Source organism: Calyptranema fuscum S582, assembly GCF_055793305.1.
Genome location: NZ_JBSLYH010000003.1, coordinates 85,111 through 108,821, shown reverse-complemented (window position 1 = coordinate 108,821; position 23,711 = coordinate 85,111). Strand labels below are relative to the sequence as shown.

The following is a 23,711-nucleotide window of genomic DNA, read 5'->3' as shown; positions in this document are numbered from 1 at the left end:
GATTAAAGAAAACTTAGAGATTTATCAGATTTCTATCAGATTTCAACCCGCAGAGTCATCTGTAATTCTGCTCCGCATTGCCTTGATCTGGCTGCGTTTGCTTTTGCTGTCTAACCGTCGCCGCTGCGACCCCCGCGTGGGTTTACTGGGTTTACGCGGCTTGGGCACAACGATCGCCCCTTTAATAAAGTCTTGTAAGCGTTGCAACGCTTCTTCTCGATTTTGCTCCTGGCTGCGATGCTCTTGCGCTTTGATCACGATCACCCCTTCTTTCGTGATGCGCTGATCGCTCAGTTGCAATAACCGTTCTTTATAGCGATCGGGCAGCGACGATGCCCCAATGTTAAAGCGTAGATGGATGGCAGTGGATACTTTATTAACGTTTTGCCCACCCGCCCCTTGCGATCGCACTGCACTCATCTCGATTTCATGCTCTGGGATGCTGACGCTGTTAGAGATTTGCAGCATAATTGCTTCATGGGACGGCTTCTATTCACCCTAACATGAACTCCAACGTTCGCTTAAATCTGGCACCTTTCTCAACAGGCGGATTTGGGCGGCGCGCCGCCCAAATCCGCCTCATTTGCAAGATCTGAGTTAGCCATCTCGACTGGGTTTTAAGCTATGGTTCCCCTGACTCGCAAACCCATCCTCGAACAGGTCGATCCACCGCGATCGCCCCGAGAAACGTTGCCCACCATGTACGATTTACCCAGCGAGAATCCTGAGGAACCAGGTTTGCCGGACGAATTTCATGACCTTCAGCCGCAATTGCTCAGTCGCACCCTGCAATTAACTGGCTACAGCCGCGACCATTGCTTTATGGCATCTGATCTAAATCTTTACTACGATGTCAATCATCCGTTGTGGTTTAAGCGTCCCGATTGGTTTTTGGCAGTCGATGTGCCACGTTTGTATGAAGGTCACGATCTGCGCCGCAGTTACGTCGTCTGGCAAGAAGGCAAAAATCCCTATGTGGCGATCGAGTTTTTATCGCCCGGTACGGAAGTCGAAGATCTGGGACGGTTTTATAGTGAACCCTCTAACGCTGTCGATCCAGAACGCCTACCATTCGCTTCAACGTCGCCCACTCATCCCGTAGAGCCCGCGATCGCCACCCAACCACCCGCTAAATTAGAGGTCTACGAGCGGTATTTGCGCATCCCGCACTATCTGGTTTATAGCCGCTACAGTCAACAGTTGCGCTATTTCAAACTGGATGGTGGACAGTATCAAGAACAAGCTCTGCGCCCAGAAAACCCGATCGCCTGGTTAGCCGATTTAGACATTGGTCTAGGCATCTGGCATGGGATATTTGAAGGCATCCCAGGAGCCTGGTTGCGCTGGTGCGATCGCGCTGGCAACTGGTTATTGACCGATACGGAACGAGTTGAGCAACAGGCAGAACAAGAGCGATCGGCAAAGGAACAAGCCCAGGTGCAAGTGCTGCAAGCGGCTCGTAATCTATTAGCAACAGGAATGGAACTGGCTCAAGTGGTGCAAATTTTGGGATTATCGGATGAACAAATCCAGGCTCTTTAGAAAGGGTATTAATTAGTGAAAAGGGCGATCGCCCTAAAGGTAGACATCACCAGCCAGCTTTAAATAAAATGGCAATGGCGGATCATCAATCGATTTTGCAATGCGTGTCATTAGCCGAAAGAAATTGCGTGAGTTTTGCGAAAAGCATACAGATGTCTGTGATGCGCTTTACGATTGGTACCGAGTAGCAAGTAGAGCCCAATGGCAAAACTTGCTAGATGTTCAACAAACTTATCCTAAAGCGGAGGCAGTCGGAAATTTCACGGTATTTAATATTAAGGGAAATCGATACAGGCTGATTGTTGATCTCATTTATGCATCCCAAAGAATTTATATCAAATATGTTCTGACTCACGCAGAGTATGACAAGGATGAGTGGAAAAATGACTCGTACTTTTGATGCAAAGTCTTATACGGAACTATTAGTTCGCTATCAGCCAAAACCGATCACAACGGCAGCAGAAAGTGAGAGTGCGATCGCCTTAGCGCAGGAACTGGAGCATCTCCCCATCCGATCGCTGGAAGAAGAAACATTTCTAGAGCTTTTAATTACCTTAATCGAGAAGTTTGAAGCGGAACACTATCCCATTCCTTCAGGAACCTCCGGTTCGATGGTGCAGCATTTGATGGATGCTAGAGATTTAAAGGAATCTGACTTGATTCCAGTTTTAGGAACGCAGGAACAAGTTACAAAAATTTTGCTGGACGAGGAAGTCATTCAGATCGATGAAGCCAAAAAGCTAGCCCAATTTTTTCAAGTCGATTGGGAGCTATTTTTGACCTGAGCATGATCGAGTTAATTCCAGGCTAACTCTTCTAATAAATGCTGGGTCAGTGGATGGTCTGATAGTTCCCTGGTGCGCCGCTCTTGCAAGACCTGCTGAAGAAACAGTTGAAAATTTTGATAGATGGTTTGAGTATTTGGATGATTGTCTCCTAGACTCTTAACCAAGATGTCTAATGCCCGCACATCTCTAATCTGGAGCGATCGCACAAAGAGGGGTTCTGCCTCGCCATAGCGTCCTTGCAAATCGCAGAGTCCTGCCAGGTTATTCAGACTACTGGCGACATCGGGATGGTCGCTACCTAACTGTTGTTCTCTAATTTGGAGCGATCGTGCATATAGGGATTCTGCATCGCTGTATCTTCCTTGCACTTTGTAGAGTCCTGCCAAGTTATTTAGACTGTTGGCAACATCGGGATGGTCACTACCTAGCTGCCGTTCTCGGATATTGAGCGATCGCCGAAACAAAGATTCTGCATCACTGTAGCGTTTCCGTGAATAATAAAACCCTGCCAGATTATTCAGACTATTGGCGACATCGGGATGGTCGCTACCTAACTGCCGTTCTCGGATATTAAGCGATCGCTGATACAGGGATTCTACCTCGCTGTATCGCCCTTGTTCTCCATAGAGGAGTGCCAAATTGTTGAGACTAGTAGCAACATCGGGATGGTCGGCTTCCAACTGCCATTGTCGGATATTGAGCGCCCGTACCCAGAGGGGTTCCGCCTTGCTATAACGTCCTTGCGAATAGTAGAGGCTTGCCAGATTGCTGAGGCTGGTGGCGACATCGGGATGGTCGGCTTCCAACTGTTGCTCACTAATTTGGAGCGATCGCACATGCATTGGTTCGGCTTCCCCATAACGTCCCTGCTGGTGCAAGGAATAGCCTGCTCGATCCAGGAGCAGTGCCCAATCGGTTGTTTCTATAGCTGTGGCTTCGGGGCGGGTGGCGAGTGCCTGGACATGGGGTACGAGTTGCCCACATGCTGCCCAGTTGGCAAACTGCTCGACATCGGGAAATACCGCATTCAGTCCGGCAATGGCACGGTTGATCCAGGCTTGCTGCTCCGTGGTAGTCAGGCGTTGCCATATCACAGCCTGCACCATGCGGTGAATGCTATAGCAGTAGGTGTCGCGTTCCCGCTGGATCAACGAAAAATCGGTCAGGGCTGCCAGTTGTTCTGCCAACGCTAATTCATCAGTGCAGTCCACCAACCCAAATTTCTCTGCTCCTGCCAGCAATACCGATTCTGGGATATCATCTGCTGCCAAAACTGCACTTAACTGCAAAATCGGCACTGAGGTGGGTGAGCGTCTTTCCACTTCCTCAAAATTTAACAACCAGGTCGTCGCTACTGATGCAGGATAATCCCCGATTTCTGGTTTTTGCCGTTCCAACAATTCCAACTGCTTTTGTTGATAATTCTGCCAGTACACGGCAAAGGATACCACCATCCGATCGAGATAGGCGGTGGCTTGCTCCAATGCCAGCGGCAATCCATCCAGCTCTTGCGCCAGTGCTGTCATTGCTGTCTTTTCCTCAGCGTCCAAGTGGGGGCGCTGGGTGCGGTCTTGCAAAAAGGCAATGGATTCCTCTATCGACAGTTTCTTCAGTGTAATGGGTGCCCGAATCCCCACGCTGGCAAATCGTTGTGCCCGTGAGGTCAGTAAGATTCGTCCTTGGGGATGGCTCGGCATCCAGGGTTTGAGCAGTTCGGGTTGATCGGCATTATCAAAAACCAGCAACCAGCGATCGTGGGTTTCCAGCCATCGGCGGGTTTGCCGTGCCAATTCATCTAGCTTGCCGTCTGGGAAATTGAGCGATCGCCCTATCTCCGCCAGATCCGTCACCAGATTCAATTCGGTGTCTGCTTTGACCCAAAACACCCAGTCATAAAATTCCGGATAATAACGGTAGGCATATTCCACGGCCGTTTGGGTTTTGCCAATGCCACCCAGTCCGGCGATCGCTGCTGCCTGACCCAACGCTGCCACTCCTGTGCCCATGAGGGTATCGTGTAGGTCTTGCAATAGTTGCTCTCGACCCGTGAAATGGGGATTGCGAGGATAGCGAACCTGAAATCGTGGGGTGCTTGACTTTGCCCGTTCCCGTTCGGGCGACTCCAGTCAATTAAACGTAACGGGTGCGTTAAAGGTGTTCCCTTGAAACTGGTTTTTGATCTCGTCTGCTAGCTTGCCGCAGTTTTGCACCGTTGTCGGTTGCGATCGCCGAAGCGCTTCAGCATAGGCAGGGACGAGTTGAGCTAATGTTGGGTCTGCCTGAACTGCCGCTGCTAATTCCTGGACGGTTTGTGAGAGTGTTGGATCGGTTTCTGTCGCGCTTTCCAGTTCCAAAACGGCTTGCCCGTAATCTACCATCTGATCAGTCTGTTCAATTGCCGCAATTTTTGGCGCTTTGCCCTTGACAAGCTGTGCCAGCTTACCGACCTGGTGACTGATGGCTTCACCTAGCTTTTCACCCGTCTTTTCAGAGGCTTTATTGAGAATGAGCGTTGCAATGGCGATCGCGGCTGAGCTAATGGGTTCCATCAAAAACTCCTGTGAACTCAAAATCAGGGGGCAACGATACAAAATTATGCGCTCGCAGCCTATTGTATTCGTGAGCTTAAGAGAATAGCCAATAGAATGTCACCCCACCCTTCGACTATCTCCCTTGCGAAGGCAATGCGAAGCGCGACCTGCTACCCACCCTCAAACCCTTCGGAGGGGGTTTGGGGGAAGCGGGCGTCCCCCAAAAAGGGGGTTTGGGGGATATCCCCCAAGCTTGAACCTAGCCGCATCAACCTTGTCTTAAGCCCAATTAACATTTCTACGATGCCAGCATATGGAAAACCCGATAAAGGGCGATCGCGCCAGCCGTTAAAGATACAGAGTTAGTCATGGGGTAATCACTCCAGGTCAAACTGTTCCTTTTCTATCAGAAAAAACCTGAATCTGGCTGAAAACTTTACGCGCCATTGGATGACTCTGATCGGTGGCGATCGGTGCGATAGGGGATGCAAAGAGCGATCGCCTGCCATCCAAACAGTAGAGGTTTAGCATTTCACCGTAGGGGTTTAGCAGTTCGCTCAGAGATACAGGAACTGACCCAACAATCCAACCGAAATGCTAAATCCTGATGTGAAGCTAATGGCGATCGCTGTTTGTCAGAATCTACCCATTTTCTGTAGCCATCAATATCACTGGCAGCGCTAATCAACGAGTAAGGTTCTGGTTAACGTCTTAAACTATTCGAATGGTGGAATTTTCTTGTCGAAAAAATTCTACGGTTTGCCTTAGGATTGTGGATTAACGAACCCGCAGATTTCCGGTTGGCGGCGCGGCGTCGCCGCTCTGCCAACCGGAAACATCCGGGTTTTATTTAATTGGTGATCCTTAATCCTCTGCCCATTTATCATCGGTACTCATGGATTCAGCAGTCATTCAACAACTTTTTCAACAGTTTGTTAATGGTGTGGCAGTCGGTAGCATCATTGCTTTATCTGCGGTGGGGTTGACCCTCACCTACGGTATCTTGCGCCTTGCTAACTTTGCCCACGGCGACTTCATGACCCTGGGTGCCTATCTGACTCTGGTTGCCAATGGTATGGGGGTCAATATTTGGCTATCGATTTTGATCGGTGCAGGCTTTACCATCGGTGCTGCGCTGTTGAGTGAAAAGCTGTTGTGGCAACCAATGCGCGATCGCCGTGCCTCTTCCACGAGTTTAATTATTGTCTCGATTGGGTTAGCCCTGTTCATTCGCAACGGCATTATCTTGATCTGGGGTGCAGATAACCAACGCTACGATTTACCCGTTGCCAGCGCCCTCACAGTGTTTGGGTTAAAAATTGCGCAAAATCGTTTGATTGTCGTGGGGTTAGCCATCCTGGTAATTTTGGCACTGCACTATCTTTTGCAAAATACCAAAATTGGTAAGGCAATGCGAGCCGTTGCCGATAATGTCGATCTAGCGAGGGTATCGGGGATCAATGTCGAACAGGTTGTCATCTGGACATGGGTGATTGCCGCTGGCTTGACTGCCGTCGGCGGTGGTATGTATGGCTTGATTACGGCTGTTCGTCCTAATATGGGCTGGTTTTTGATCCTGCCGATGTTTGCCTCGGTGATTTTGGGTGGCATTGGCAATCCCTATGGGGCGATCGCGGGAGCTTTTGTCATCGGTATCGCTCAAGAAGTCAGTGCGTACTGGATCTCTGAATACAAACTGGGTGTTGCCCTATTGCTCATGATTTTGGTCTTACTCATTCGTCCCCAGGGTTTATTTAGAGGCACTCTCTAAACGTTACCTTGATAAGAGGATGGGAGTAAATGGGGGCGACCCGTCTACCTCGACCCACGCTCACTTCAGTGTCATTGGTTTTGGGTAAGCGTTTGGCTCGGAAACCTGCGGTTTCCGAGCCAAACGCTTACATGGATTCAGTAATGTCTACAATGTCGGTGGGGAAGAAATCCCAGAAAAAGATTTCGAACTCACCTCGGTTTAAGATAGAGGGTGTTGCAACTCTGATTCAGCATCCGCAAGTTCATGAACGTTACCGAGTTTTTCCAGCAAAGTGCCGGCAAATGGTTTTCTCAGAAAACCACTCATCATCCAGCATCAAAACCCGCCGCAAGTGGCAAGTCTGATGTTTATATTGAGATGCTTGCCAACGATGCGCCAGAGGTGATCAAACTTTGCGAACAATATTCGGTTGATCCGGCGATCACCTTATGTGCCGTTCAGTCAAGCTGGAATGGTGCCATGGATCAAGAGACCAGCAAGCGGTCAGGTTCTGTGATTCTGGTTCTTATTCCAGACCCGGATAACGCAAGCGAAGGAAAAGTGTTGCGTCAGACCAGTCCCGGCAACGGAACAGGGGCGATCGGTCGCTATATCATGGGCAACGATGATGTTTTGACCCTGACGACAGAAGACGACACACTTTATGTTGAAGAACGTATTTGGTTTGCCAGTCCCAATTTGCGCCTGAGAACCAGTGTTGCAAAACAAGCCGGGGGCTTTAGTCGCTCTCTATTCCACTCCGAAATTCGTATGGGTGTGACGAAATTGGCTGGCTCATAGTCCTAGTACACCAACTTAAAAGTTTTAGAGGAGGTGGAGGGGGTAAAACCCCCTTTTGGGGGCGCAGCCCCGAACCCCCATGTTGCAAAATTTTGTGTTTGCAACATCTAGTGGTCTGTCAATTAAAAGTTGACGGTTAAAACGGGTGATGTGCCGCGCGAAGCGCGGCACATCACCCGTCAGAAAATACTTAACAAAGCACTAGCTGTGGGTTATTGTTCAGGACGTGCGCTCTTTGGCTTCGGCAACTGCCGTCATGCGTAGATTCTCGGTCGCCGCGCTCTCGTCAATCTGCGAAACCGCTTTGAGTTTGATATAAAACTCTGACACTTCAGCCGTCGGGATAAATTGGTGGATCGGATGTTTGACCGCCTCGCCTTTCGACCAGTTGCCGTCTTGAGCCCCATGTAAGTCAGCCAGTGAGGCAGGCTTAAAGGTTTGAATTTTAAGTGTCAGGTCAGCATCGTCTCCGCTATCATCCGCTGCTAGTGGGTTAGAGAGTTGTGTCTCACTGGACTCCAGGTCTTGTGGCACAGTTGACTCTGCCTCAAAGCCAGGTGATTTGGGCATCAATTCTGGAGGGTTAGCAGGGGCGATCGCCTCTGCTCTAGGATTTTCTTTCGCTGGAATAGTTGCCGCAGAGGAACTGCGGAACACCCGTTCCGGGCTGGGTCGGGCTGGAGGGTTTACTGTCCTCTCTGACCAGAGCAATTGTGCCGGGGTCGGCTCAAGTTGTGCCGTTAGATCCCGTGGCAAGCGACTACAAACAATGCGCTCAAACTCATGGTTAAAGTGTTGGCAGGGCTGACCTCGACGATGCCACAGGGTGAGAATTTGATCGACAGAAACAGCTTTGTAGCGTCCTTGATAGAGGGCTTCAATCACAGCAAACTTCAACCACGGTGACGGGTGGTGGTGTGACCAATGGTCAATCAACGCCTTTGCTGTGTATCCACCCAGATCGAAACCATAGTTGTGAAGTAGAGTTTCAACCTCTAACGTCGTAGATTCCTTTGCCAGTTCTGTCATAGCCGGATTCGTTGAGGTCTAACAATTCAGTCAAGTTGTCGAACATATTGCTCGACTGCATTACTGATCTTGGCATTCTTAAATCTCGAAAGGGAAGAGGGCTATACTCAAAACCCTAATTATTTCCGCGCCTTACACCTCCTTCTACCGTACCGTCATCTAGACCCGAAAAGGGTTCTGGAGTTCCGCTCCAATTGAAATCATTTAGGCGAAAACTTAACAAACCAATTTCACGAACCGGATTGTACCGCAGCGTAATGGCAAAGGTTCGACGACTGTACTCAATAATAAAGTCTGTATCGATTTCTTTGCCCGTATCAAGGTTAAGAGAAGACTGGAAGCCAATTCGAATTGGACCCACCAATTGTTGAATAATACCGCCCGAAAGCACTTGTCGATCCACAGAGCGGTCAAACAGGAAGGGAGAATCTCCGTCCTGAGCCGTCTGTGAGTAAGAAATATTGAAGCCAGTATAGTCGAGGAAGTCGCGGGAGAAATGCCCAAACTGCCCTCGTAGTCCGATGGTGCCGGTCAACGCCAGTTGCGTATCATCGCTAGTGTAATAGCTTAGAACTCCTCGCGCCCCTGTAAATAGTTGGATATAGGGCAACACTGGGTTAGGCGTATAGCGCATTCCTTGATCACGGGTGCGGGGCAATTGTTGTCCTGTCCACAAGAAAAATCCTCGGTTGACGGCTACACTGACCTGGAAACGCCCCAAATCAACCCGATTATTCTGTCGAATTGCAGGTAATAGGTCGAGGCGATCGGTGTTGGCATTGATATATTGTGCGCCAACTTGATAGCTCAAGCTGATCCCGGTATCCCCGATGGGAATGATGGGTGAGGTGAGCAACAACCCAACACTCCGTTGTACATTCTGGAAACCCAACGATCCATTAAATAAGCGATCGCGATAGCTATATTCTGCGGTCAAGCGATAGTTACCGAAGATCAACCGTCGTACTCGTAAACTGGTACGCAGGTCTGTATCCCAATCATCGGGGCTAAGGCTGGTAAAGACGGCACGCCCTTCAATTGTGGTATAGGGATCGGGCGTAATATCGAGGTTTGTAATCAAGCCATAGCTGGTCAGATCGAGAAAATCACCGTTGTTGTCTTCGATCGCTCGCTGCACCAATAATTGGGGGATGACCGTAAATCGCACTAACGGAGTAGCAATTAAATTAAAGGTCGATTCAATAAATAGACCACCCCGATCGCCTTCATCGTAGCCAAATTGGATTAACCCAGGATTTTGATCTCGCTGATCAATGACAATGCGATCGCGTGGAAACGGAAAACGAAACCCTTGGTCAATCACAACATGAGGGTTGCGGGCACGAATTTCACTGGCAGTCGGCGACAACCGGGTAAATGTTACCCGCCGAGACCGCAATTCTAATTCGGGCGGTGAAAAGGGGTCATTGGTCAGGCGGACGTTCGTCGCCACCCAATTTTCACCTGTGAATTCAATTTGCTCTGCTTCAAAGCGGATGCGTCTGACCGAGCCAGTGGTTCCGGGACCGCCCGCCCCTGTGGTGGGAGAACTTGTGCCTTCACCAACGTTAAAGGTCAAGCCCCCTTCACTGGTAATGGCCGTTACAGGTTGTTCGGCAATAATTTGGTCGGTCAGAGGCACCGTTGAATAGGTTCCGGCACTGACATCGGTTGGCAAGGTCGGAGAAAAATCATTTTGAGAAGACGGTAAGAAAACTTCTCCTCTGGCATTAAAAATTGTGCCTTGTTCTTGGGTGAAGTTGTAGGTAAACCGTTCGCCACGCAAGACCTGATCCCCGCGAGTCAATACGGCATTGCCTTCGGCAACCGCTGTGCGGTTCGGTAAATTCACTTGTAGGCGATCGCCTGCAAGTACCCCCTGACGAAATTGCATGACTGCATTGCCTTCTGCCGTAATGATGCGCCGCAACGTGTCATATTCTTGATGATCGGCTCGTAACTCCACCACATCATCGGGTGTAACGGGAACGTTAGTGGTCGTGGAGGGTGAGGTCGGCGTGTCAGGAGTCGGTGTGTCCGAGGGGGTCGGGGTCGGGGGAAGACTTCCCGGTTCTGGGATCACTAAAATTTGCCCCGGACTGCTTGGGAGCTGTTCCGTCGGAATAGGAGTGGATGGCTCAAAAATTTGACCCGGTAACTCTACCGGAATCGGATAGGATTCTCCCTCCGGTAGGGGTTCGGAGAGATCCGATGGGTCTGTGGGAATCGGATACGATCCATCATCCGGTAAGGGGTCGGACAGATCCAGTTGGTCTGTAGGAACTGGATATGATTCATCACCCGGTAAGGGGTCGGACAGATCCAGTTGGTCTGCGGGAAGCGGATATGATCCGGTATCGGGTAAGGGGTCGGACAGATCGGATGGGATCGAATTAAGCGGTTCAACCAGAATGCGTGGAGGGGTTACAGAACCATCGTTAGATGACTCTGTAGAACTCTGGGCAATACGAGACGGAGCCGTGGATGATGGCACTCTCGCTTGATCGATCAGCCGATCTAACAGGGGAAGTTGAAGTGCAAGGGCACGCGGCAGTGCCACCGTCTGAAGCGATAGCGGCGGAATGGCTGCCCGCTGAAAATCAGGGGTTAGTGCAGCAATGCCAAAGGTTATGGGCGGTGCAGCGATGGTTTGCGTCAAGGGGTTGGCAGACGATGACGCCGTTAAGGGGCGATCGCCCCTTTCCTCAAGGTCAGTCTCGGCGGTTGCCATGGAATAACGGCGTTCTGCGGCAATCAGATGGTCTAGCTCCACCAGATTACTGAGATCGGGTGGGATGGATGCTGACGCAGGGGTCGCCGTGGAATAATCTTGCGTTTGGTCAACTAATGAGTCGAGAACTGGAGTCGGAACCGCAAATGCTGGCGGTATTACGACAGATTGCCCTTGGTGAGGTGCGATCGCGATCGATGGCGGCGAAACAGGTGGCTGCAAATCAGCGGTCAGCGTAGCCACACCAAAGCGAATCGGCGGTGCACTAACACCATAGGCACTCGATACGGGTGATGCTGACGGAGTTGTTAACCCTACTTCTATAGAAGTACCTAGCAGCTCAGCTCGACTGGCAGCGGTTCCTGCTGCCGGATCGGCAACCAATGGCGCATCCGGCTCTTCTGTATTTGCAGCGGAGGGCGGATGATCTATAGCTTCACGCTCCGGAATGGTGGGCGGGCGATCCTCAACGTCACTCTCGGCTTTTTCTCGCCTGGAGTCTGAGCCATTCACAGTTCCTACAGGTTGCAGCTGTGGGTCAGGTGAAACCTCGGGGGGAAATTTTTCGACAGGGGGGCGATCGCCAACAGCAGAAGAGGCTACAGAGGAAATAGAGTCTGTAGCCGGACTGGATGCTGGTATAGAACTGGAATAGGTCGAATCCTCAGGTACATGAATATCAACGACCGGAGGAGGAGCTGGCGGCGGAACCGGGTAGGGCATATTTTAACTGATCAACCTAAGCGGACAGCCCGGACACAGAGCTACAGCCGTCCTCAACACAAGTCGATTATTTGAATCGTCACTCAGACTATCAAATAACGCACGTTTACTCCAAGTCACGACGCTTGGGGTTACGAGAGGGGTCATTCGACAGCAACCCGAAAACAAAGAGCGAAATGAAGAAAGCAACCACGATATAAACAGCAATCTTCAGCGTCACCATAGGAATACCTCCGAAACAAGCATTCTTATAATATCGGAATGATGTACCTTTTTGGCGAGCGCTAACCTTACATCTGCCGTCCGGGCTTATGCATCAGTCCATCTCGACGCTGTTGAGCTTGAAGACGTTCCATTGGGATGACGACAGCTTTCGACGGTGCTGACGGTGGCGATCGCCCCTCTCTATTAACAGCTACCGCCGGTCTACCGTCGATCCGGGTAAAACTATGGGGTGCCTGCATGGGCGATCGCATCTATAAATTGCAAATGCGATGTCGGTGCGATCGCTGGGATCACCAATGAATCAACCTGTCACTCGTGTTGAGGGCGCGACGGCGGAGCCGTCGCGCCCTCAACACGAATTTAATATACGATCCCTGGCGATTTACTGGTGATCTGTCAATTAAAAATTGGCGGTTAAAACGAGGTGCAGGGGTTTCACCTCTACGTGGGGGCGCAGCCCCCGCACCCTATGCTGCAAAATTGAGTGTGCGCAACAATAGTCCTAAAAAAATAATGATTTTTTGTGGCGCGGGCAACGCCCGCGCCACAAAAAATCATTACATTAATACCACGCCAATTTACTTAATTTTCAGGCTACAGCCTGCGTAGGCTGAGCTTATACAGGCTGTAGCCTGAAAATTAACCGATGATTATGATTTTTTCTCCGTTCGCCACGCAGATGTCATGCGATCGAAGTTAATTGTGAATTCTGTCCATCCCAATTTGCTGCCCGGAACCTCTTCATCCCAAGACGCAGAAAGCACACCGTAGCTCAACCCTAAGACGCCTAAGCCCAAAAAGCCGAGGCTGACTAAGACCACAAAATAATGGGGAAACTCAAGATGGGCTTGAGTCACCAAAAAATAGCTCACCACAAATGTAGACATCCCCAAAAAGGTGGGAATGCCACTTAAAACGACCATCCTGCTGATCATCCGCCGACTGACTACTTCAGGAATTGCCATTCCATTGCGATTGTCAGCAGGCGGATCAGAGCGATCGCTTTTTACAGCGGTCGAGGTCGATGGTGAGGGTTGTTTTTTCTGAGAAGGCTTACGATTTTTAGCAGGTTCAAAGGGCAAGCGATCGCGCGCCGATGAACTTTTCTGAGAATCAGAGGAGGACTCAGAAGACATGGCTAATACCTTAACCCCGAATGCCTAAGCGGGTAATCAAAGCTCGATAGCTTTCTTGGTTTTGCTTGAGGATATATGCCAAGAGGCGCTTACGCTGACCGATCATTTTCAGCAAGCCACGGCGAGAGGCATGATCTTTCTTGTTCTCTTTGAGATGAGCACTCAAACGGTTGATTCGCTCAGTTAGCATGGCGACCTGGATATGGGCAGATCCAGTATCGGTTTCGTGAATTTGATATTCAGAGATGATTTGCTGTTTGCGCTCTTGGAGCAGTGTCATGGGAGGTAATCGCCGTAAGTTCCTTGTAAGTACAGTCTATGATTGTACCACAGCCATCTCGGAGACAAGATTTCTTAAAATTGCTATTTTGAAGAGTTGACGACGAGAGATTACCAAAAGCGTAAGTATTTCTCTTGAGAGTGGTGTTTATCACTAAACTATTTATATTTATTCCTATATTCTTAATCTCTATCCCGAACTATAATTTACAGGACGTAGGGGTGTCGTGTGGCATTCGTTCCGCCGAGCAATGCTATGCGCTCAATATGAAAACGATGATGGCTTGAAAATCGCCGCGCCGCTTGCCAACGTTGGGGGTTGAGAGATTGTGGATTTGCATAACCGCCTATCTGCAACGTTGGTGATTTGCATGAGTTGTCAATCTCCACATTAAAGAATTGTCAAAGTTTTTTGTGAGCCAGCGTTTGTTTCGTCAGTAATTTTTCGCAGTTATTCGACTCTCTGGCTTTATTTTTCGGCTTTTCTAACTAAGCAAAGCGAAGGATTTCAGCTTTACAATAACTTGATTGCTGGAGCAACTTTTTTATTACTGCCTATTTGTCTTCACGTCTTGTTGCAATCTAATGGAGCACCCCAACTCGCTACAGGAACCTTGTCGTCCTCTCCGCATTCTTCTGGCAGACGATATGCCTATCAACCAAAAAGTTGCTCTAAATATGCTTCAGAAGCTGGGCTATGGTGCAGATGTGGTCAGCAATGGGGTAGAAGTGTTGGCTGCGCTCAATCGTCAATCCTATGATGTGATTTTGATCGATGTGCAAATGCCCGAAATGGATGGATTGGAGGCAACGCGTAAAATTCGGCATGACCACCTCGCGCAACCGTGGCTGATTGCGATGACGGCGCACTCTATGCAGGGCGATCGCGAGTTGTGTCTGAAAGCAGGCATGGATGATTACATCAGTAAGCCCATTCGACTAGATACGTTGAACCAAGCACTGGAGAGATTCAAATTATCCAGACAGGGGGGAGTCACGGGAGCCGTCAATTCGAGCAGGTCTGATCTAAAAAGCGATCGCTTAACCCCCGGTCTTGTTCCCGAACCCTTAACGGCACCTTTAACACCAGAAGCATTCCTGCCGGTCATCGATGTCCGCATGATCTATGAATTGCAGAAAATTTGGGGACAGAATGCCAACACACTGCTGTGCGATTTATTTCATGCCTATTTAGAAGATGCACCCCAACGCCTGGCTCAAATTCAAGATGCGGTTGAGCAAGAAGATATGGTGGCACTGAGACATGCTGCCCATACGATGAAATCGCTAACGGCTGCGATTGGTGCAGTTCGCTTAGTAAAACTGTGCGAAACTTTAGAAGCTTATGGTCGAGAGCATCAAATTTCTGCTATTGCGAGCGTGCTGACACAGTTGTATGTGCAGGTTGACCAATGTGAGCAAGCCGCCATTGCTTTATTGGGTGAGATTGGAGTTTCCTCACAATGATGAGCAATCGTTCTTTCACCGACAAAACATCTCGGGTTTTGGTAGTCGATGACGAGAGACTGTCTCGTATGGTGTTGTGTCGAACTTTAGAGAAGGACGGTTTTCAAGTTGATGAAGTTGCCAGTAGTGAAGAGTGCTTGAGTTTTTGCCAACATCAATTGCCCGACCTGATTTTGCTGGATGCGGTGATGTTGGGGATGGATGGGTTTCAATGTTGCGAAGAACTACAGAAACTGTTTGGTAGCCAATGTCCGCCTGTGTTGATGGTGACTAGCTTAAATGATCAGGAATCGATTGATCGGGCGTTTGAGGCAGGGGCAACGGACTATATTACTAAACCTATTTACTGGGCGGTGTTGCGGCAGCGGGTGCGACGGCTAATTCAGTCGTACTGGGCAATGACAGAATTACAGCGATTGGTGAGCCTGGATGGGTTGACGCAAATTGCCAATCGTCGTCGATTTGATGAGGTGTTGCAACAAGAATGGGGGCGTTTGGCTCGGGAACAGTTGCCCTTATCGTTATTAATGTGCGACGTCGATTGTTTTAAGGCATTTAATGATACCTACGGGCACCAGGCTGGGGATGATTGCCTGCGGCAGGTTGCCCATATCATTACCCATACCGTGAAGCGATCAACCGATCTGGTGGCTCGCTATGGAGGCGAAGAGTTTTGTATTTTGTTACCGAATACCGATACCAGGGGTGGAACACAGGTTGCAGAAAATATTCGCACTCAGCTTGATCGGGCGGCGATCGCTCATTCTGGGTCAACCGTTAATTCGTTTGTCACGCTCAGTATTGGCATTGGCAGCATTATGCCTGTGTTGCAAGCTTCACCCTATGACTTGATTGCTATGGCAGATCGGGCACTGTACCAAGCAAAAGCCGCAGGGCGCGATCGCGCTATTGCCTATCGGGTGAGTGCGATCGCCTTATCGTTGGGGCAATCGGCATCGGTGCCTTAGGGGCATAGATCCCTTAACCTGTCATTCTTTTTGAGCGCGCAACGGCGGAGCCGTTGCGCGCTCAAAAAGCTTGGGTTTTCGTCAGCGGACGATTCTTAACTGCTGAGCCGGAGAATGAAGCGGAAGGCACCGATTTCCATTCCTTGATTGAAATAAAATCGATGTGACCCGGCTCGTTGGGTGCCACTATCGAGCTGCACAGAGCCACAGCCTTGAGATTCGCCATAGCCGACTAACCAATCGAACATCATACTGCCATAGCCCTTAGACCGCAGGGCATCATCTGTCACCAGATCTTCGACCGCCAATAATCTACCATGTGCCAATGTATCAACCAGGCGAAATCCGGCGACGGCTTTGACGCGCCCTTTTTCTTCTAAATAAACGATCTGGTAGCCTGACTGTTGTTGACGCTTAACCCGATTGACAAATTCGGGCTGGGTCAGATGCGATCGCAACTGCATCATGACCGGAAAACATTGCAGGATTTCGTCTTCTGAACTGGCGATTTTAATGGGCATCTATATATTAAGTTGAAGGGGGTGAATCAGAACGCTCAATTGGAGCAGGGCGTTGTTGCCTAAAGCGAAGATAGCCTAGTCCAATCGCAACTGTCATTAATAACCAGTAAGGACTATAAACTAAAAGCCAGATCCCTAGCTGGAGTAGATCCACTGTAAATTTACCGAAAGAGTGGGTTGCACTGTCCCAGGTTTGATGAATTTGGATTGCCGTAGACCGTTGAGGCGGATTACTGGCGATCGCCTCCTCCAAATTCAAACTGATACTAGAATATGCCACTCGATTTTGTAAGTCTTTCAATTGAGCATCAACTTGTTCAATTGTATTGCGGACATTACTCAATTCTTGGGCAACTTGTAATACATCGGCAACATCCCCTGACCGATCCATAATACTCAACAGTGTCTCTTCTGTTTTGCGTAAATTACGCAGACGTGCCTCGAAATCTACTAATTGATTGGATACATCCTCTGCGGTAATGGTTTGCTGTTGCACAGTTCCCAAAGCAGACAAGGCATCCAGGGTAGCATTTAGCTTGGACTGAGACACTCGCACTTGCATAAATGCGCTGTGATGGCTGTATTCATCAGGTGGTGTCTGGTCTTGTAAGGTCAGCACATCTCCCTGTTGTTGCTGGGCGATCGCCGTAATCTTTTTAATACTGTCTTCCACAGAGTCAACCGTAAGTCGCAATTCTGCGGCTTTGACCAGTTGCGGTTGGAGTTTGGGCGCGTCGGTTGCCGCCGTTCCTGCCGCAGTCTGAGTTGCCGGATCTGCCGGATTCACTGCCTGATCTGCCATATTGGCTGGCGCTTCAGCCGATACTACCTGGTTTGGCGCTGCCGCAGACTCCATGCTGGGCAGATCTTGAGACGCACAGCTTGCCAGCACCACACTTCCCAAAAATAAACTGAGAAGCAAATTGGGCTTCAGATAACAACGATTAAAATTATTCATAAAATAACTCCAAAGCGGATTGAAATAGCCTCTTAATAGCCATTATCAAAGCTCCCTTTTGTGTTTTCAGGTTTGTTGCAGTTTAAGTAACACTGACAGTCAGCTTGTTACCGATTAGACCCACACAACATCCCTCATCCTGACTCTCCACCCTCTCCACCCTCTTCATCCCTCCACCCCTCCATCCCTTTACCTCTCCACCCCTTTACCTCTCCATCTCCCGTTCGGCTGCGCTCACGGCAACGCCCATCTCCCCTATCCCCCCCATCTCCCGTTCGGCTGCGCTCACGGCAACGCCCATCTCCCCCATCCTCCCACCCTCCTAATGGCGATCGCCTCCCCTCCCTCCGGTGCCTTATTCGACCCTACCCAGACCTATCGGTATAGTCTGTGGCGAATCTGGCATGGGTCTGCCCCCAAGCTTGCCGTGATCATGCTCAATCCCAGTACCGCAGATGCCCAGCATAACGACCCTACGATTCGTCGCTGCATCGGTTTGGCAACAGCCTGGGGGTATGGTGCCCTGACGGTCGTCAATCTCTTTGCCTATCGCACAACTCAGCCCACGGGCTTAAAGCAAGCCGCTGATCCTATTGGGCAAGACAACGATCGCCATTTACAAGAGGCAGCGGATTGGGCAGATACTCTGGTGGTGGCGTGGGGTAATTGGGGTGGTTTGTATGGTCGCGATCAAGCTGTTTTGGAGTGGCTGGCTCCTGAGCGATCGCTCTATTGTTTGGGGATAAACCAAACTGGGCAACCTCGACATCCGTTGTACGTCAATAGTGGTACTATCCCAATACCCTTTCAACCCCGACAGGATGCAGCCGCTAATTCCGTATAATCGTCTCTATGGCTCTACTCTTAAGGATCACGAATTAATTAACCTGTAATTCTTTTTGAGAGAGCGACGGCAGAGCCGTCGCTCTCTCAAAAAGAATCGGGTTTTATGAAATCTACGATCCTAAGAGTCAGAACAAGGCAATATAAAGGCTTTGCAAATCCTGATTTAGCTAGATTTCCATTCCGGGAGATTTCAGGCTAGGTTGGTAGTAGCGATCGCCCCGGCTGATCAATCTAATTTTGATGAGCAACTGGGGTTTTCCCGCAGGGAAAGCCCCAGTTGCCAAACCCAACCTGATTTAATACACGTCATTTAATTTTTCCGTTAATGTCTTCGCATCTATTTAATCAACCCCTCATTCAAATCAATGTGCAGGAATTTGCCGATCGATTGGCAGATCCAACCATCGCACCGACCTTACAACTGATCGATGTCCGAGAACCCGAAGAATTGGCGATCGCTAGCCTCGACGGGTTTCTCAATCTACCCCTCAGTCAATTTGCTGAATGGTCTGGGCAAATTCAAGCCAAGCTTGACCCCCACAGCGAAACCATTGTCATGTGCCATCACGGGATGCGTTCTGCGCAAATGTGCCAATGGCTGGTTAATCAGGGATTTACCAACGTCAAAAATCTAGCGGGTGGCATTGAAGCCTATGCCGATAGCATCGATCCAACGGTGCCCCGGTATTAATGGCATTGCCGAGGCTAAAACCGTTTTGCCGTGAAACGCCTGGTTGATCGGCAACCAGATCCGCCTATTCAGCTCTGCCGTATTGATTGCTACGACTTAAATCATGAAAGGTCAGCTACATTACAATCTACAGTCCGACCGCCTCAACGTGCCATGCAAGTGAAGCTCAGCAACCGTCATCAGCAAGTCCTTGGCGCTACAGTCCGCCACTACATTGCCACTGCAAAGCCTGTAGGCTCTGAAGCATTAGTCGAAGAGTTTAACCCCCGCGTTAGCTCTGCCACTATTCGCAATGCGATGGGGTATTTAGAAAAAGCAGGGTTGCTTTATCAACCCCACACCTCTGCTGGACGCGTGCCATCCGATTCGGGATATCGAATCTACGTCGATCAGATCATCACCCCTTCCGATCAGGTAGCTCGTCAGGCTGACTACATTCTTTCTCAACACCTCGACTTAAAGACTTCTAGCCTGGAAGTTTTGCTGCGGGGTGCTGCCCAAATTTTGGCGAGTTTGAGTGGCTATATCGTTTTAATCACCATGCCTCAGTCGCATGTGGCACAGTTGCGACATATTCAACTGGTGCAGATCGATCCACAACGGATTATGTTGATTGTGGTTTTGGAGTCTTATGAAACCGAATCGATTGTGATAAATTTGCCCGACCCCAGCGATCAGGATGATTTCGATGCAGATGCTATTGCTGGAGAATTGCAAATTCTATCCAACTTTCTCAACACCCATCTGCGAGGGCGATCGCTACAAGAAATTACGTCACTCGACTGGAGTGAACTGGGGCGAGAGTTTGAACAATATGCCGATTTGCTACGGGTCTCGATGACCGAGCTGAATAGCCGTAACCGGGGGTCGGTTGCCACCCAACTGTTTATCAGCGGGGTGGCTGAGGTGCTGCGTCGTCAGCCTGAGTTCTCTGAAATTCAACAGGTGCAAACCTTGATTCATCTTTTAGAATCGGAGCAAGATCAACTCTGGTCGCTAATTTTTGAATCGTCTGAGCCAGATACCCCTGGGCGCAAAGTTACGGTGCGGATTGGGGCAGAAAATCCGCTGGAACCGATTCGCACCTGTGCGCTTGTCTCGGCAACCTATCAACGCGGTTATACGCCTGTCGGGAGTGTGGGGATTTTGGGACCAACTCGGATGGTTTATGAAGATGCGATCGCCCTTGTGGAAACCGCTGCCGACTATCTTTCTGACGCTATGAGCTAGGAGCCTTGCTCCGACTCACCCAGCATGAAAGCCATCTCATGTTAACTGCGATATTTATCATTTTTGTAGGACTGACACCCTCGCTATTGTGGCTGTGGCTGATGCGACAGGTAGATGCCAGGGCACAAGAACGACTCCGTATTGCGATAGAGACGGTCGCTGCCAGAGGCTTACCGGGTATCCACCTGGGACCTGACCATCACTATGTTGAGGGGTTGGGCTATATCATCGGCGACTTGACGTGCCGATACAATGCGCGCTCTAGTCAGATTCGCTGTGCGGTCAATCCATCCGGTCCTTGTGAGGGTTGCTTGCACTATCAAGAAAAAGAATTGAATGGCGATCGCATTCCTTAAAGCGCTGACGACCCCAAATTATCGCACTATGCTGCAACTACCCCAGTGGTTATATTGGTTACTCCCGTATGAACAATCGTCGGTTGTTATTCAAGCGCCACCAGAGGTCGTCTTAAAACGGTTTCAGGCGATCGCATTAACGGGCATTGTTCATGGAGAACCGCGTTCCTTGGCTGGGTATGTCTATAAAGTCCGAATGGAAAACAACTCGGTTCGCATCATTGGTCCCTTTGGCAATCGTCGCTGGACATTGGTGACACATCTGACGCTGCAACCGAATGCGGATCACAGCAGCACGACGCTGACTCTAAAAATGCAATTAGCCCGACGAATGTTGATTCAAGCCTATCTGGGAATGCTAATTTTTAGTAGTGGTGTTGTCGTGATTTTTCATAGTCTGGAGAACTTCAATCGAATTTTTGTAACCGCTTTTCTCCAGATTTTTGTGATTTTACAATTTGCGAAATGGCTGGCTTTTCGAATTGAAGTATCGCATCTTAAAACCGTTCTCAAACAACACTTGGAAGAGGGTTGAGACTCAGCTATTTAAATCGGGTGTGAAAGCGCCCGATTAGTTTCACAAATCAAATAGGATCGCTACACATAGGGATGCGCAAGATCTTAAGTACAGAAACGGTGTTGCGGGGCGCTCTGCGCCCCGCAACACCGTACTGAATCAACTCGCACAGCGCCAAATATCACAACTCAATGAAATCGTAAGTTACAACCCCTGTGTGAACATCATTGGTGGCGGCGACATAACCCGATTTCACCATTTCTTTTAGGGTTGCTTCCACGTCCTCAAAGCTAAACCCTGTATCCAAAACGCCTTGGGTAACCGAGAGCTTGCCGCCTCTTACCTGAGCGGCTTTCAGCAGTTTCATCATGCGTTCTTCTTTGGTGGGGGGCAGATTTTGAGGAACAGTGTTGCCATTGGTGCTGGCAGTAGTAGCAGCGGTGGCGATCGCATCGGACGGCACAACCCACTGGATACTGGCTTGAGGAATCATGCCGTACGGCGTTGCACCCAGGCGCAATCTTTCACGGTAATTATGCTCATCGACCATTTCTGGAATCAGCATCAAGTCAATCAGTTGCCCAATACCAAAACAACCCCAGGTGAGCAACCAAAAAACACCTGAACCATATTTCTTGTTATAAAACCGATGGATGCCTGCAAGCCCAAATAGCCACAGTGCCCAGAGCAGATAGCTGGTACTTTTCGTATTCATGGATATTGATTTCAGGTCAGATCAGCACGATTTCGGATGGATTGAGGAAAGAGCAATAGAGAAACGCTCACCCACAGATCCATGATAGAAACAATTCAAATTTTGTTCTCGCCGTTTGGACATCAGGAGGACAAGCTGAAATAAAAGTTTGGATAGGCGATCGCTATCTGAGAATCAGCGATCGCAATGGGGCAAAAATCACCGCTGCAAAACTAATCTTATTTGTCTGTCAAGCTGGATACTTTTTAAGGGTTTAAACCGATTTTTATCTCGCTGATTTCCGTAGATTCACAGAATGGTTCGATTCCCTATTTTCTCTTCACAAACGGGTCTGGTTCTTGATTGATAAGCGATTGAGGCGTTTAAAGAATTGTTAAGTATCTTAAAAAAGACTGCTACGAAAGCTGAAATCCTATGTTAGTCTAAGAGTAGGAATTTAACGATTTTCATAGGCACAACGAGTAGCAATACGACTTGGCATTGCATAGATGTACTGATGCAAAGGTAGAGGGATTAGCGAAAAGTCTGGGTTCAGATTTTAGCTTCACATTCCGATAGCTTAACCTTGCAGAATAGTCTATCTGGGGGGTTATCTCGCTTGATAGATCTGTTTGTTAAAGCGAATGCCGTGCAGGTTAAGTGTTAGTACACCAGAATTCCAATTCAGATTTGTTGCCGTTTCTGTGGCTAAGATTTTGGGTCGAGCTGTTTTCAGCGACGGCTCACTTGGGGCTGTTTTTATAGCCCTGAATATTTCCTGGCTTTATGGCGAAATTTAGCTAATTATTCTGGGTTGGGCTATGACTTATAACGGTATTCCACTAATTATTCCGGTTCTGGCTGCGGGTTATCTGGTAGTTGTGTATTTGCTATTAATGTTGGTTGAACGGTCTCGTGCATAGGGCAGATCTTTGGGTAGATTTTTTCTGATCGTGAGAAGAATCTATCATTGGCGATCGCAATAGCCGACGCAATCTGGGTGCTATTTCAAATACTAAATGAGGGCTGGAGCATTTCTGTAAGGAACGCTCCAGTTCTCTATGTTAATCAAGGATATATAGCAACCGCCGAGACGGTTAAATCAGGAAGTTGTGAGAGGCGCACCCCTCCGGAGTGCGCCTCTCACAACCCATTTGCGATTGCTATATGTGCCAGAATTTAGAAAGGTGAACGGTGTTGGGCGATCGCCCGGAGGTAGCGCAAATGGTGCAATCCCCAGCAAGTGAGACTGCCTCGGAGGTCATCTATCCTGAGAGTGATGGACAACCCATGGCAGACAACACGAAGCAATTCCGTTGGATTGTAATAATCAAAGAAAATTTGGAGAGGTTATTTGCCGACGATCCAACCGTTTTTGTCGCGGGTGATTTGCTCTGGTATCCGGTGGCAGGGAATAACACGATTCGTCAGGCTCCTGACATTATGGTGGCATTGGGCAGACCCAAGGGCGATCGTGGCTCGTATCAGCAATGGCAGGAAGATAATATTGCGCCGCAGGTAGTATTTGAGATTTTGTCTCCTGGCAATCGCTTGGGCGAAATGGCGAAAAAATTCCGCTTCTATGAACACTATGGGGTAGAGGAATACTACCTCTATGATCCCGATGATATCGAGTTGGTGGGTTGGCAGCGATCGCAGGGTGTCTTGGATGTCATTGAGACTATGGAGGGATGGATCAGTCCCCGGCTCCAGATTCGCTTTGAACTTACCCCGGACACGCTAGAAATTTACCGTCCTGACGGCGAACGGTTCCTGAGCTATGTCGAATTGGGACAATTCCGCGACTCCGATCGCCAGCGAGCTGATGACGCGATCGCCCAACTGCAAGCCGAACGCCAGCGTAATGAAGCATTGGCAGCTCGGTTGCGGGAATTAGGGGTAAATCCAGATGAGGTTTAGGATCA

General features: G+C 49.3%; 25 protein-coding genes. 14 read left to right on the top strand and 11 right to left on the bottom strand.

All coding sequences use genetic code 11. The annotated features are described in order from the left end of the window. Positions 1 to 42 precede the first annotated feature (42 nt). Entirely contained in the window at positions 43 to 468 is a 426-nt protein-coding gene (gene arfB, locus ACR6Z4_RS03395; RefSeq protein WP_479715810.1) for an alternative ribosome rescue aminoacyl-tRNA hydrolase ArfB, read from the bottom strand. 156 nt (positions 469 to 624) lie between these two features. Here arfB and ACR6Z4_RS03390 point away from each other — a divergent pair, with 156 nt between their 5' ends. The 3 genes from ACR6Z4_RS03390 to ACR6Z4_RS03380 all read left to right on the top strand — a co-directional run bounded on the left by ACR6Z4_RS03390 (position 625) and on the right by ACR6Z4_RS03380 (position 2,327). Next, positions 625 to 1,542, top strand: a complete 918-nt coding sequence (locus ACR6Z4_RS03390; protein ID WP_479715809.1) for a Uma2 family endonuclease — start codon at positions 625 to 627, stop codon at positions 1,540 to 1,542. A gap of 100 nt (positions 1,543 to 1,642) precedes the next feature. Next, positions 1,643 to 1,942, top strand: a complete 300-nt coding sequence (locus tag ACR6Z4_RS03385; RefSeq protein WP_479715808.1) for a type II toxin-antitoxin system HigB family toxin — start codon at positions 1,643 to 1,645, stop codon at positions 1,940 to 1,942. Beyond that, entirely contained in the window at positions 1,926 to 2,327 is a 402-nt protein-coding gene (locus ACR6Z4_RS03380; protein ID WP_479715807.1) for a helix-turn-helix domain-containing protein, read from the top strand. Before ACR6Z4_RS03385 ends, ACR6Z4_RS03380 begins: the two co-directional genes overlap by 17 nt. Before the next feature lie 11 nt (positions 2,328 to 2,338). Here ACR6Z4_RS03380 and ACR6Z4_RS03375 read toward each other — a convergent pair whose 3' ends face one another. Next, positions 2,339 to 4,360, bottom strand: coding sequence for a tetratricopeptide repeat protein (locus ACR6Z4_RS03375; protein WP_479715806.1), 2,022 nt, complete (start codon positions 4,358 to 4,360; stop codon positions 2,339 to 2,341). A gap of 96 nt (positions 4,361 to 4,456) precedes the next feature. Further along, a complete protein-coding gene (locus ACR6Z4_RS03370) occupies positions 4,457 to 4,879 on the bottom strand; it encodes a hypothetical protein (RefSeq protein WP_479715805.1) in 423 nt (140 codons plus the stop codon). Positions 4,880 to 5,756: 877 nt separating this feature from the next. Here ACR6Z4_RS03370 and ACR6Z4_RS03365 point away from each other — a divergent pair. Both ACR6Z4_RS03365 and ACR6Z4_RS03360 read left to right on the top strand, forming a co-directional pair. Further along, a complete protein-coding gene (locus tag ACR6Z4_RS03365) occupies positions 5,757 to 6,632 on the top strand; it encodes a branched-chain amino acid ABC transporter permease (protein WP_479715804.1) in 876 nt (291 codons plus the stop codon). A gap of 246 nt (positions 6,633 to 6,878) precedes the next feature. Next, positions 6,879 to 7,415 carry a phycobiliprotein lyase gene (locus ACR6Z4_RS03360; protein ID WP_479715803.1) on the top strand — a complete coding sequence of 179 codons (537 nt, stop codon included), beginning with the start codon at positions 6,879 to 6,881 and terminating at the stop codon, positions 7,413 to 7,415. A 219-nt stretch (positions 7,416 to 7,634) separates the two neighbouring features. On the opposite strand, the gene ACR6Z4_RS03355 is transcribed toward ACR6Z4_RS03360, so the two are convergent. From ACR6Z4_RS03355 to ACR6Z4_RS03345, 3 genes are all read right to left on the bottom strand, one after another. After that, positions 7,635 to 8,444 carry a hypothetical protein gene (locus tag ACR6Z4_RS03355; protein WP_479715802.1) on the bottom strand — a complete coding sequence of 270 codons (810 nt, stop codon included), beginning with the start codon at positions 8,442 to 8,444 and terminating at the stop codon, positions 7,635 to 7,637. Positions 8,445 to 8,559: 115 nt separating this feature from the next. Further along, positions 8,560 to 11,898 carry a DUF3769 domain-containing protein gene (locus ACR6Z4_RS03350; protein ID WP_479715801.1) on the bottom strand — a complete coding sequence of 1,113 codons (3,339 nt, stop codon included), beginning with the start codon at positions 11,896 to 11,898 and terminating at the stop codon, positions 8,560 to 8,562. A 106-nt stretch (positions 11,899 to 12,004) separates the two neighbouring features. Then, entirely contained in the window at positions 12,005 to 12,121 is a 117-nt protein-coding gene (locus tag ACR6Z4_RS03345) for a photosystem II reaction center protein I (RefSeq protein ID WP_479715800.1), read from the bottom strand. A 137-nt stretch (positions 12,122 to 12,258) separates the two neighbouring features. Between ACR6Z4_RS03345 and ACR6Z4_RS03340 the strand changes: the two genes are divergently transcribed. Next, positions 12,259 to 12,423, top strand: coding sequence for a hypothetical protein (locus tag ACR6Z4_RS03340; RefSeq protein WP_479715799.1), 165 nt, complete (start codon positions 12,259 to 12,261; stop codon positions 12,421 to 12,423). Positions 12,424 to 12,773: 350 nt separating this feature from the next. Here the strand turns inward: ACR6Z4_RS03340 and ACR6Z4_RS03335 are convergent, their stop codons facing one another. Together ACR6Z4_RS03335 and rpsO are read right to left on the bottom strand one after the other, a co-directional pair. Continuing rightward, complete coding sequence (locus ACR6Z4_RS03335; protein ID WP_479715798.1) at positions 12,774 to 13,259, bottom strand: photosystem II biosynthesis protein; 486 nt, start codon at positions 13,257 to 13,259, stop codon at positions 12,774 to 12,776. 10 nt (positions 13,260 to 13,269) lie between these two features. Beyond that, positions 13,270 to 13,539, bottom strand: a complete 270-nt coding sequence (gene rpsO, locus ACR6Z4_RS03330; RefSeq protein WP_479715797.1) for a 30S ribosomal protein S15 — start codon at positions 13,537 to 13,539, stop codon at positions 13,270 to 13,272. A gap of 584 nt (positions 13,540 to 14,123) precedes the next feature. Between rpsO and ACR6Z4_RS03325 the strand changes: the two genes are divergently transcribed. Both ACR6Z4_RS03325 and ACR6Z4_RS03320 read left to right on the top strand, forming a co-directional pair. After that, a complete protein-coding gene (locus ACR6Z4_RS03325; protein ID WP_479715796.1) occupies positions 14,124 to 15,005 on the top strand; it encodes a response regulator in 882 nt (293 codons plus the stop codon). Continuing rightward, on the top strand, positions 15,002 to 15,973 hold the full coding sequence (locus ACR6Z4_RS03320; RefSeq protein WP_479715795.1) for a diguanylate cyclase domain-containing protein: 972 nt from the start codon (positions 15,002 to 15,004) through the stop codon (positions 15,971 to 15,973). Before ACR6Z4_RS03325 ends, ACR6Z4_RS03320 begins: the two co-directional genes overlap by 4 nt. 95 nt (positions 15,974 to 16,068) lie before the next feature. Here ACR6Z4_RS03320 and ACR6Z4_RS03315 read toward each other — a convergent pair whose 3' ends face one another. Together ACR6Z4_RS03315 and ACR6Z4_RS03310 are read right to left on the bottom strand one after the other, a co-directional pair. Next, a complete protein-coding gene (locus tag ACR6Z4_RS03315; RefSeq protein ID WP_479715794.1) occupies positions 16,069 to 16,494 on the bottom strand; it encodes a GNAT family N-acetyltransferase in 426 nt (141 codons plus the stop codon). A gap of 7 nt (positions 16,495 to 16,501) precedes the next feature. Beyond that, a complete protein-coding gene (locus ACR6Z4_RS03310) occupies positions 16,502 to 17,452 on the bottom strand; it encodes a DUF4349 domain-containing protein (protein WP_479715793.1) in 951 nt (316 codons plus the stop codon). Positions 17,453 to 17,777: 325 nt separating this feature from the next. Between ACR6Z4_RS03310 and ACR6Z4_RS03305 the strand changes: the two genes are divergently transcribed. The 5 genes from ACR6Z4_RS03305 (at position 17,778) to ACR6Z4_RS03285 (ending at position 21,110) form a co-directional block, all read left to right on the top strand. Continuing rightward, the gene (locus ACR6Z4_RS03305) at positions 17,778 to 18,296 is read left to right on the top strand and encodes a DUF1643 domain-containing protein (RefSeq protein ID WP_479715792.1); all 519 of its coding nucleotides are present in this window, start codon (positions 17,778 to 17,780) and stop codon (positions 18,294 to 18,296) included. Between the two features lie 327 nt (positions 18,297 to 18,623). Further along, positions 18,624 to 18,989 (top strand): rhodanese-like domain-containing protein, encoded by a 366-nt coding sequence (locus ACR6Z4_RS03300; RefSeq protein ID WP_479715791.1) that lies wholly within the window; start codon positions 18,624 to 18,626, stop codon positions 18,987 to 18,989. A gap of 153 nt (positions 18,990 to 19,142) precedes the next feature. Further along, positions 19,143 to 20,219: a heat-inducible transcriptional repressor HrcA gene (gene hrcA / locus ACR6Z4_RS03295; protein ID WP_479715956.1), complete on the top strand. Its 1,077-nt coding sequence runs from the start codon at positions 19,143 to 19,145 to the stop codon at positions 20,217 to 20,219. Between the two features lie 38 nt (positions 20,220 to 20,257). Then, the gene (locus ACR6Z4_RS03290; protein WP_479715790.1) at positions 20,258 to 20,575 is read left to right on the top strand and encodes a DUF6464 family protein; all 318 of its coding nucleotides are present in this window, start codon (positions 20,258 to 20,260) and stop codon (positions 20,573 to 20,575) included. After that, positions 20,556 to 21,110 (top strand): hypothetical protein, encoded by a 555-nt coding sequence (locus tag ACR6Z4_RS03285; protein ID WP_479715789.1) that lies wholly within the window; start codon positions 20,556 to 20,558, stop codon positions 21,108 to 21,110. Before ACR6Z4_RS03290 ends, ACR6Z4_RS03285 begins: the two co-directional genes overlap by 20 nt. 163 nt (positions 21,111 to 21,273) lie before the next feature. On the opposite strand, the gene ACR6Z4_RS03280 is transcribed toward ACR6Z4_RS03285, so the two are convergent. Further along, positions 21,274 to 21,807: a TM2 domain-containing protein gene (locus tag ACR6Z4_RS03280; RefSeq protein WP_479715788.1), complete on the bottom strand. Its 534-nt coding sequence runs from the start codon at positions 21,805 to 21,807 to the stop codon at positions 21,274 to 21,276. 1,203 nt (positions 21,808 to 23,010) lie between these two features. Here ACR6Z4_RS03280 and ACR6Z4_RS03275 point away from each other — a divergent pair. After that, positions 23,011 to 23,706, top strand: coding sequence for a Uma2 family endonuclease (locus ACR6Z4_RS03275; protein ID WP_479715787.1), 696 nt, complete (start codon positions 23,011 to 23,013; stop codon positions 23,704 to 23,706). The last annotated feature ends 5 nt before the right edge of the window (positions 23,707 to 23,711 follow it).

What these genes read in the sequence shown, in the direction of transcription:
- arfB (WP_479715810.1), bottom strand. Translation starts at nt 468, where the DNA reads ATGCTGCAAATCTCTAACAGCGTCAGCATCCCAGAGCATGAAATCGAG.
- ACR6Z4_RS03390 (WP_479715809.1), top strand. Translation starts at nt 625, where the DNA reads ATGGTTCCCCTGACTCGCAAACCCATCCTCGAACAGGTCGATCCACCG.
- ACR6Z4_RS03385 (WP_479715808.1), top strand. Translation starts at nt 1,643, where the DNA reads ATGCGTGTCATTAGCCGAAAGAAATTGCGTGAGTTTTGCGAAAAGCAT.
- ACR6Z4_RS03380 (WP_479715807.1), top strand. Translation starts at nt 1,926, where the DNA reads ATGACTCGTACTTTTGATGCAAAGTCTTATACGGAACTATTAGTTCGC.
- ACR6Z4_RS03370 (WP_479715805.1), bottom strand. Translation starts at nt 4,879, where the DNA reads ATGGAACCCATTAGCTCAGCCGCGATCGCCATTGCAACGCTCATTCTC.
- ACR6Z4_RS03365 (WP_479715804.1), top strand. Translation starts at nt 5,757, where the DNA reads ATGGATTCAGCAGTCATTCAACAACTTTTTCAACAGTTTGTTAATGGT.
- ACR6Z4_RS03360 (WP_479715803.1), top strand. Translation starts at nt 6,879, where the DNA reads ATGAACGTTACCGAGTTTTTCCAGCAAAGTGCCGGCAAATGGTTTTCT.
- ACR6Z4_RS03355 (WP_479715802.1), bottom strand. Translation starts at nt 8,444, where the DNA reads ATGACAGAACTGGCAAAGGAATCTACGACGTTAGAGGTTGAAACTCTA.
- ACR6Z4_RS03350 (WP_479715801.1), bottom strand. Translation starts at nt 11,898, where the DNA reads ATGCCCTACCCGGTTCCGCCGCCAGCTCCTCCTCCGGTCGTTGATATT.
- ACR6Z4_RS03345 (WP_479715800.1), bottom strand. Translation starts at nt 12,121, where the DNA reads ATGGTGACGCTGAAGATTGCTGTTTATATCGTGGTTGCTTTCTTCATT.
- ACR6Z4_RS03340 (WP_479715799.1), top strand. Translation starts at nt 12,259, where the DNA reads ATGACGACAGCTTTCGACGGTGCTGACGGTGGCGATCGCCCCTCTCTA.
- ACR6Z4_RS03335 (WP_479715798.1), bottom strand. Translation starts at nt 13,259, where the DNA reads ATGTCTTCTGAGTCCTCCTCTGATTCTCAGAAAAGTTCATCGGCGCGC.
- rpsO (WP_479715797.1), bottom strand. Translation starts at nt 13,539, where the DNA reads ATGACACTGCTCCAAGAGCGCAAACAGCAAATCATCTCTGAATATCAA.
- ACR6Z4_RS03325 (WP_479715796.1), top strand. Translation starts at nt 14,124, where the DNA reads ATGGAGCACCCCAACTCGCTACAGGAACCTTGTCGTCCTCTCCGCATT.
- ACR6Z4_RS03320 (WP_479715795.1), top strand. Translation starts at nt 15,002, where the DNA reads ATGATGAGCAATCGTTCTTTCACCGACAAAACATCTCGGGTTTTGGTA.
- ACR6Z4_RS03315 (WP_479715794.1), bottom strand. Translation starts at nt 16,494, where the DNA reads ATGCCCATTAAAATCGCCAGTTCAGAAGACGAAATCCTGCAATGTTTT.
- ACR6Z4_RS03310 (WP_479715793.1), bottom strand. Translation starts at nt 17,452, where the DNA reads ATGAATAATTTTAATCGTTGTTATCTGAAGCCCAATTTGCTTCTCAGT.
- ACR6Z4_RS03305 (WP_479715792.1), top strand. Translation starts at nt 17,778, where the DNA reads ATGGCGATCGCCTCCCCTCCCTCCGGTGCCTTATTCGACCCTACCCAG.
- ACR6Z4_RS03300 (WP_479715791.1), top strand. Translation starts at nt 18,624, where the DNA reads ATGTCTTCGCATCTATTTAATCAACCCCTCATTCAAATCAATGTGCAG.
- hrcA (WP_479715956.1), top strand. Translation starts at nt 19,143, where the DNA reads ATGCAAGTGAAGCTCAGCAACCGTCATCAGCAAGTCCTTGGCGCTACA.
- ACR6Z4_RS03290 (WP_479715790.1), top strand. Translation starts at nt 20,258, where the DNA reads ATGTTAACTGCGATATTTATCATTTTTGTAGGACTGACACCCTCGCTA.
- ACR6Z4_RS03285 (WP_479715789.1), top strand. Translation starts at nt 20,556, where the DNA reads ATGGCGATCGCATTCCTTAAAGCGCTGACGACCCCAAATTATCGCACT.
- ACR6Z4_RS03280 (WP_479715788.1), bottom strand. Translation starts at nt 21,807, where the DNA reads ATGAATACGAAAAGTACCAGCTATCTGCTCTGGGCACTGTGGCTATTT.
- ACR6Z4_RS03275 (WP_479715787.1), top strand. Translation starts at nt 23,011, where the DNA reads ATGGTGCAATCCCCAGCAAGTGAGACTGCCTCGGAGGTCATCTATCCT.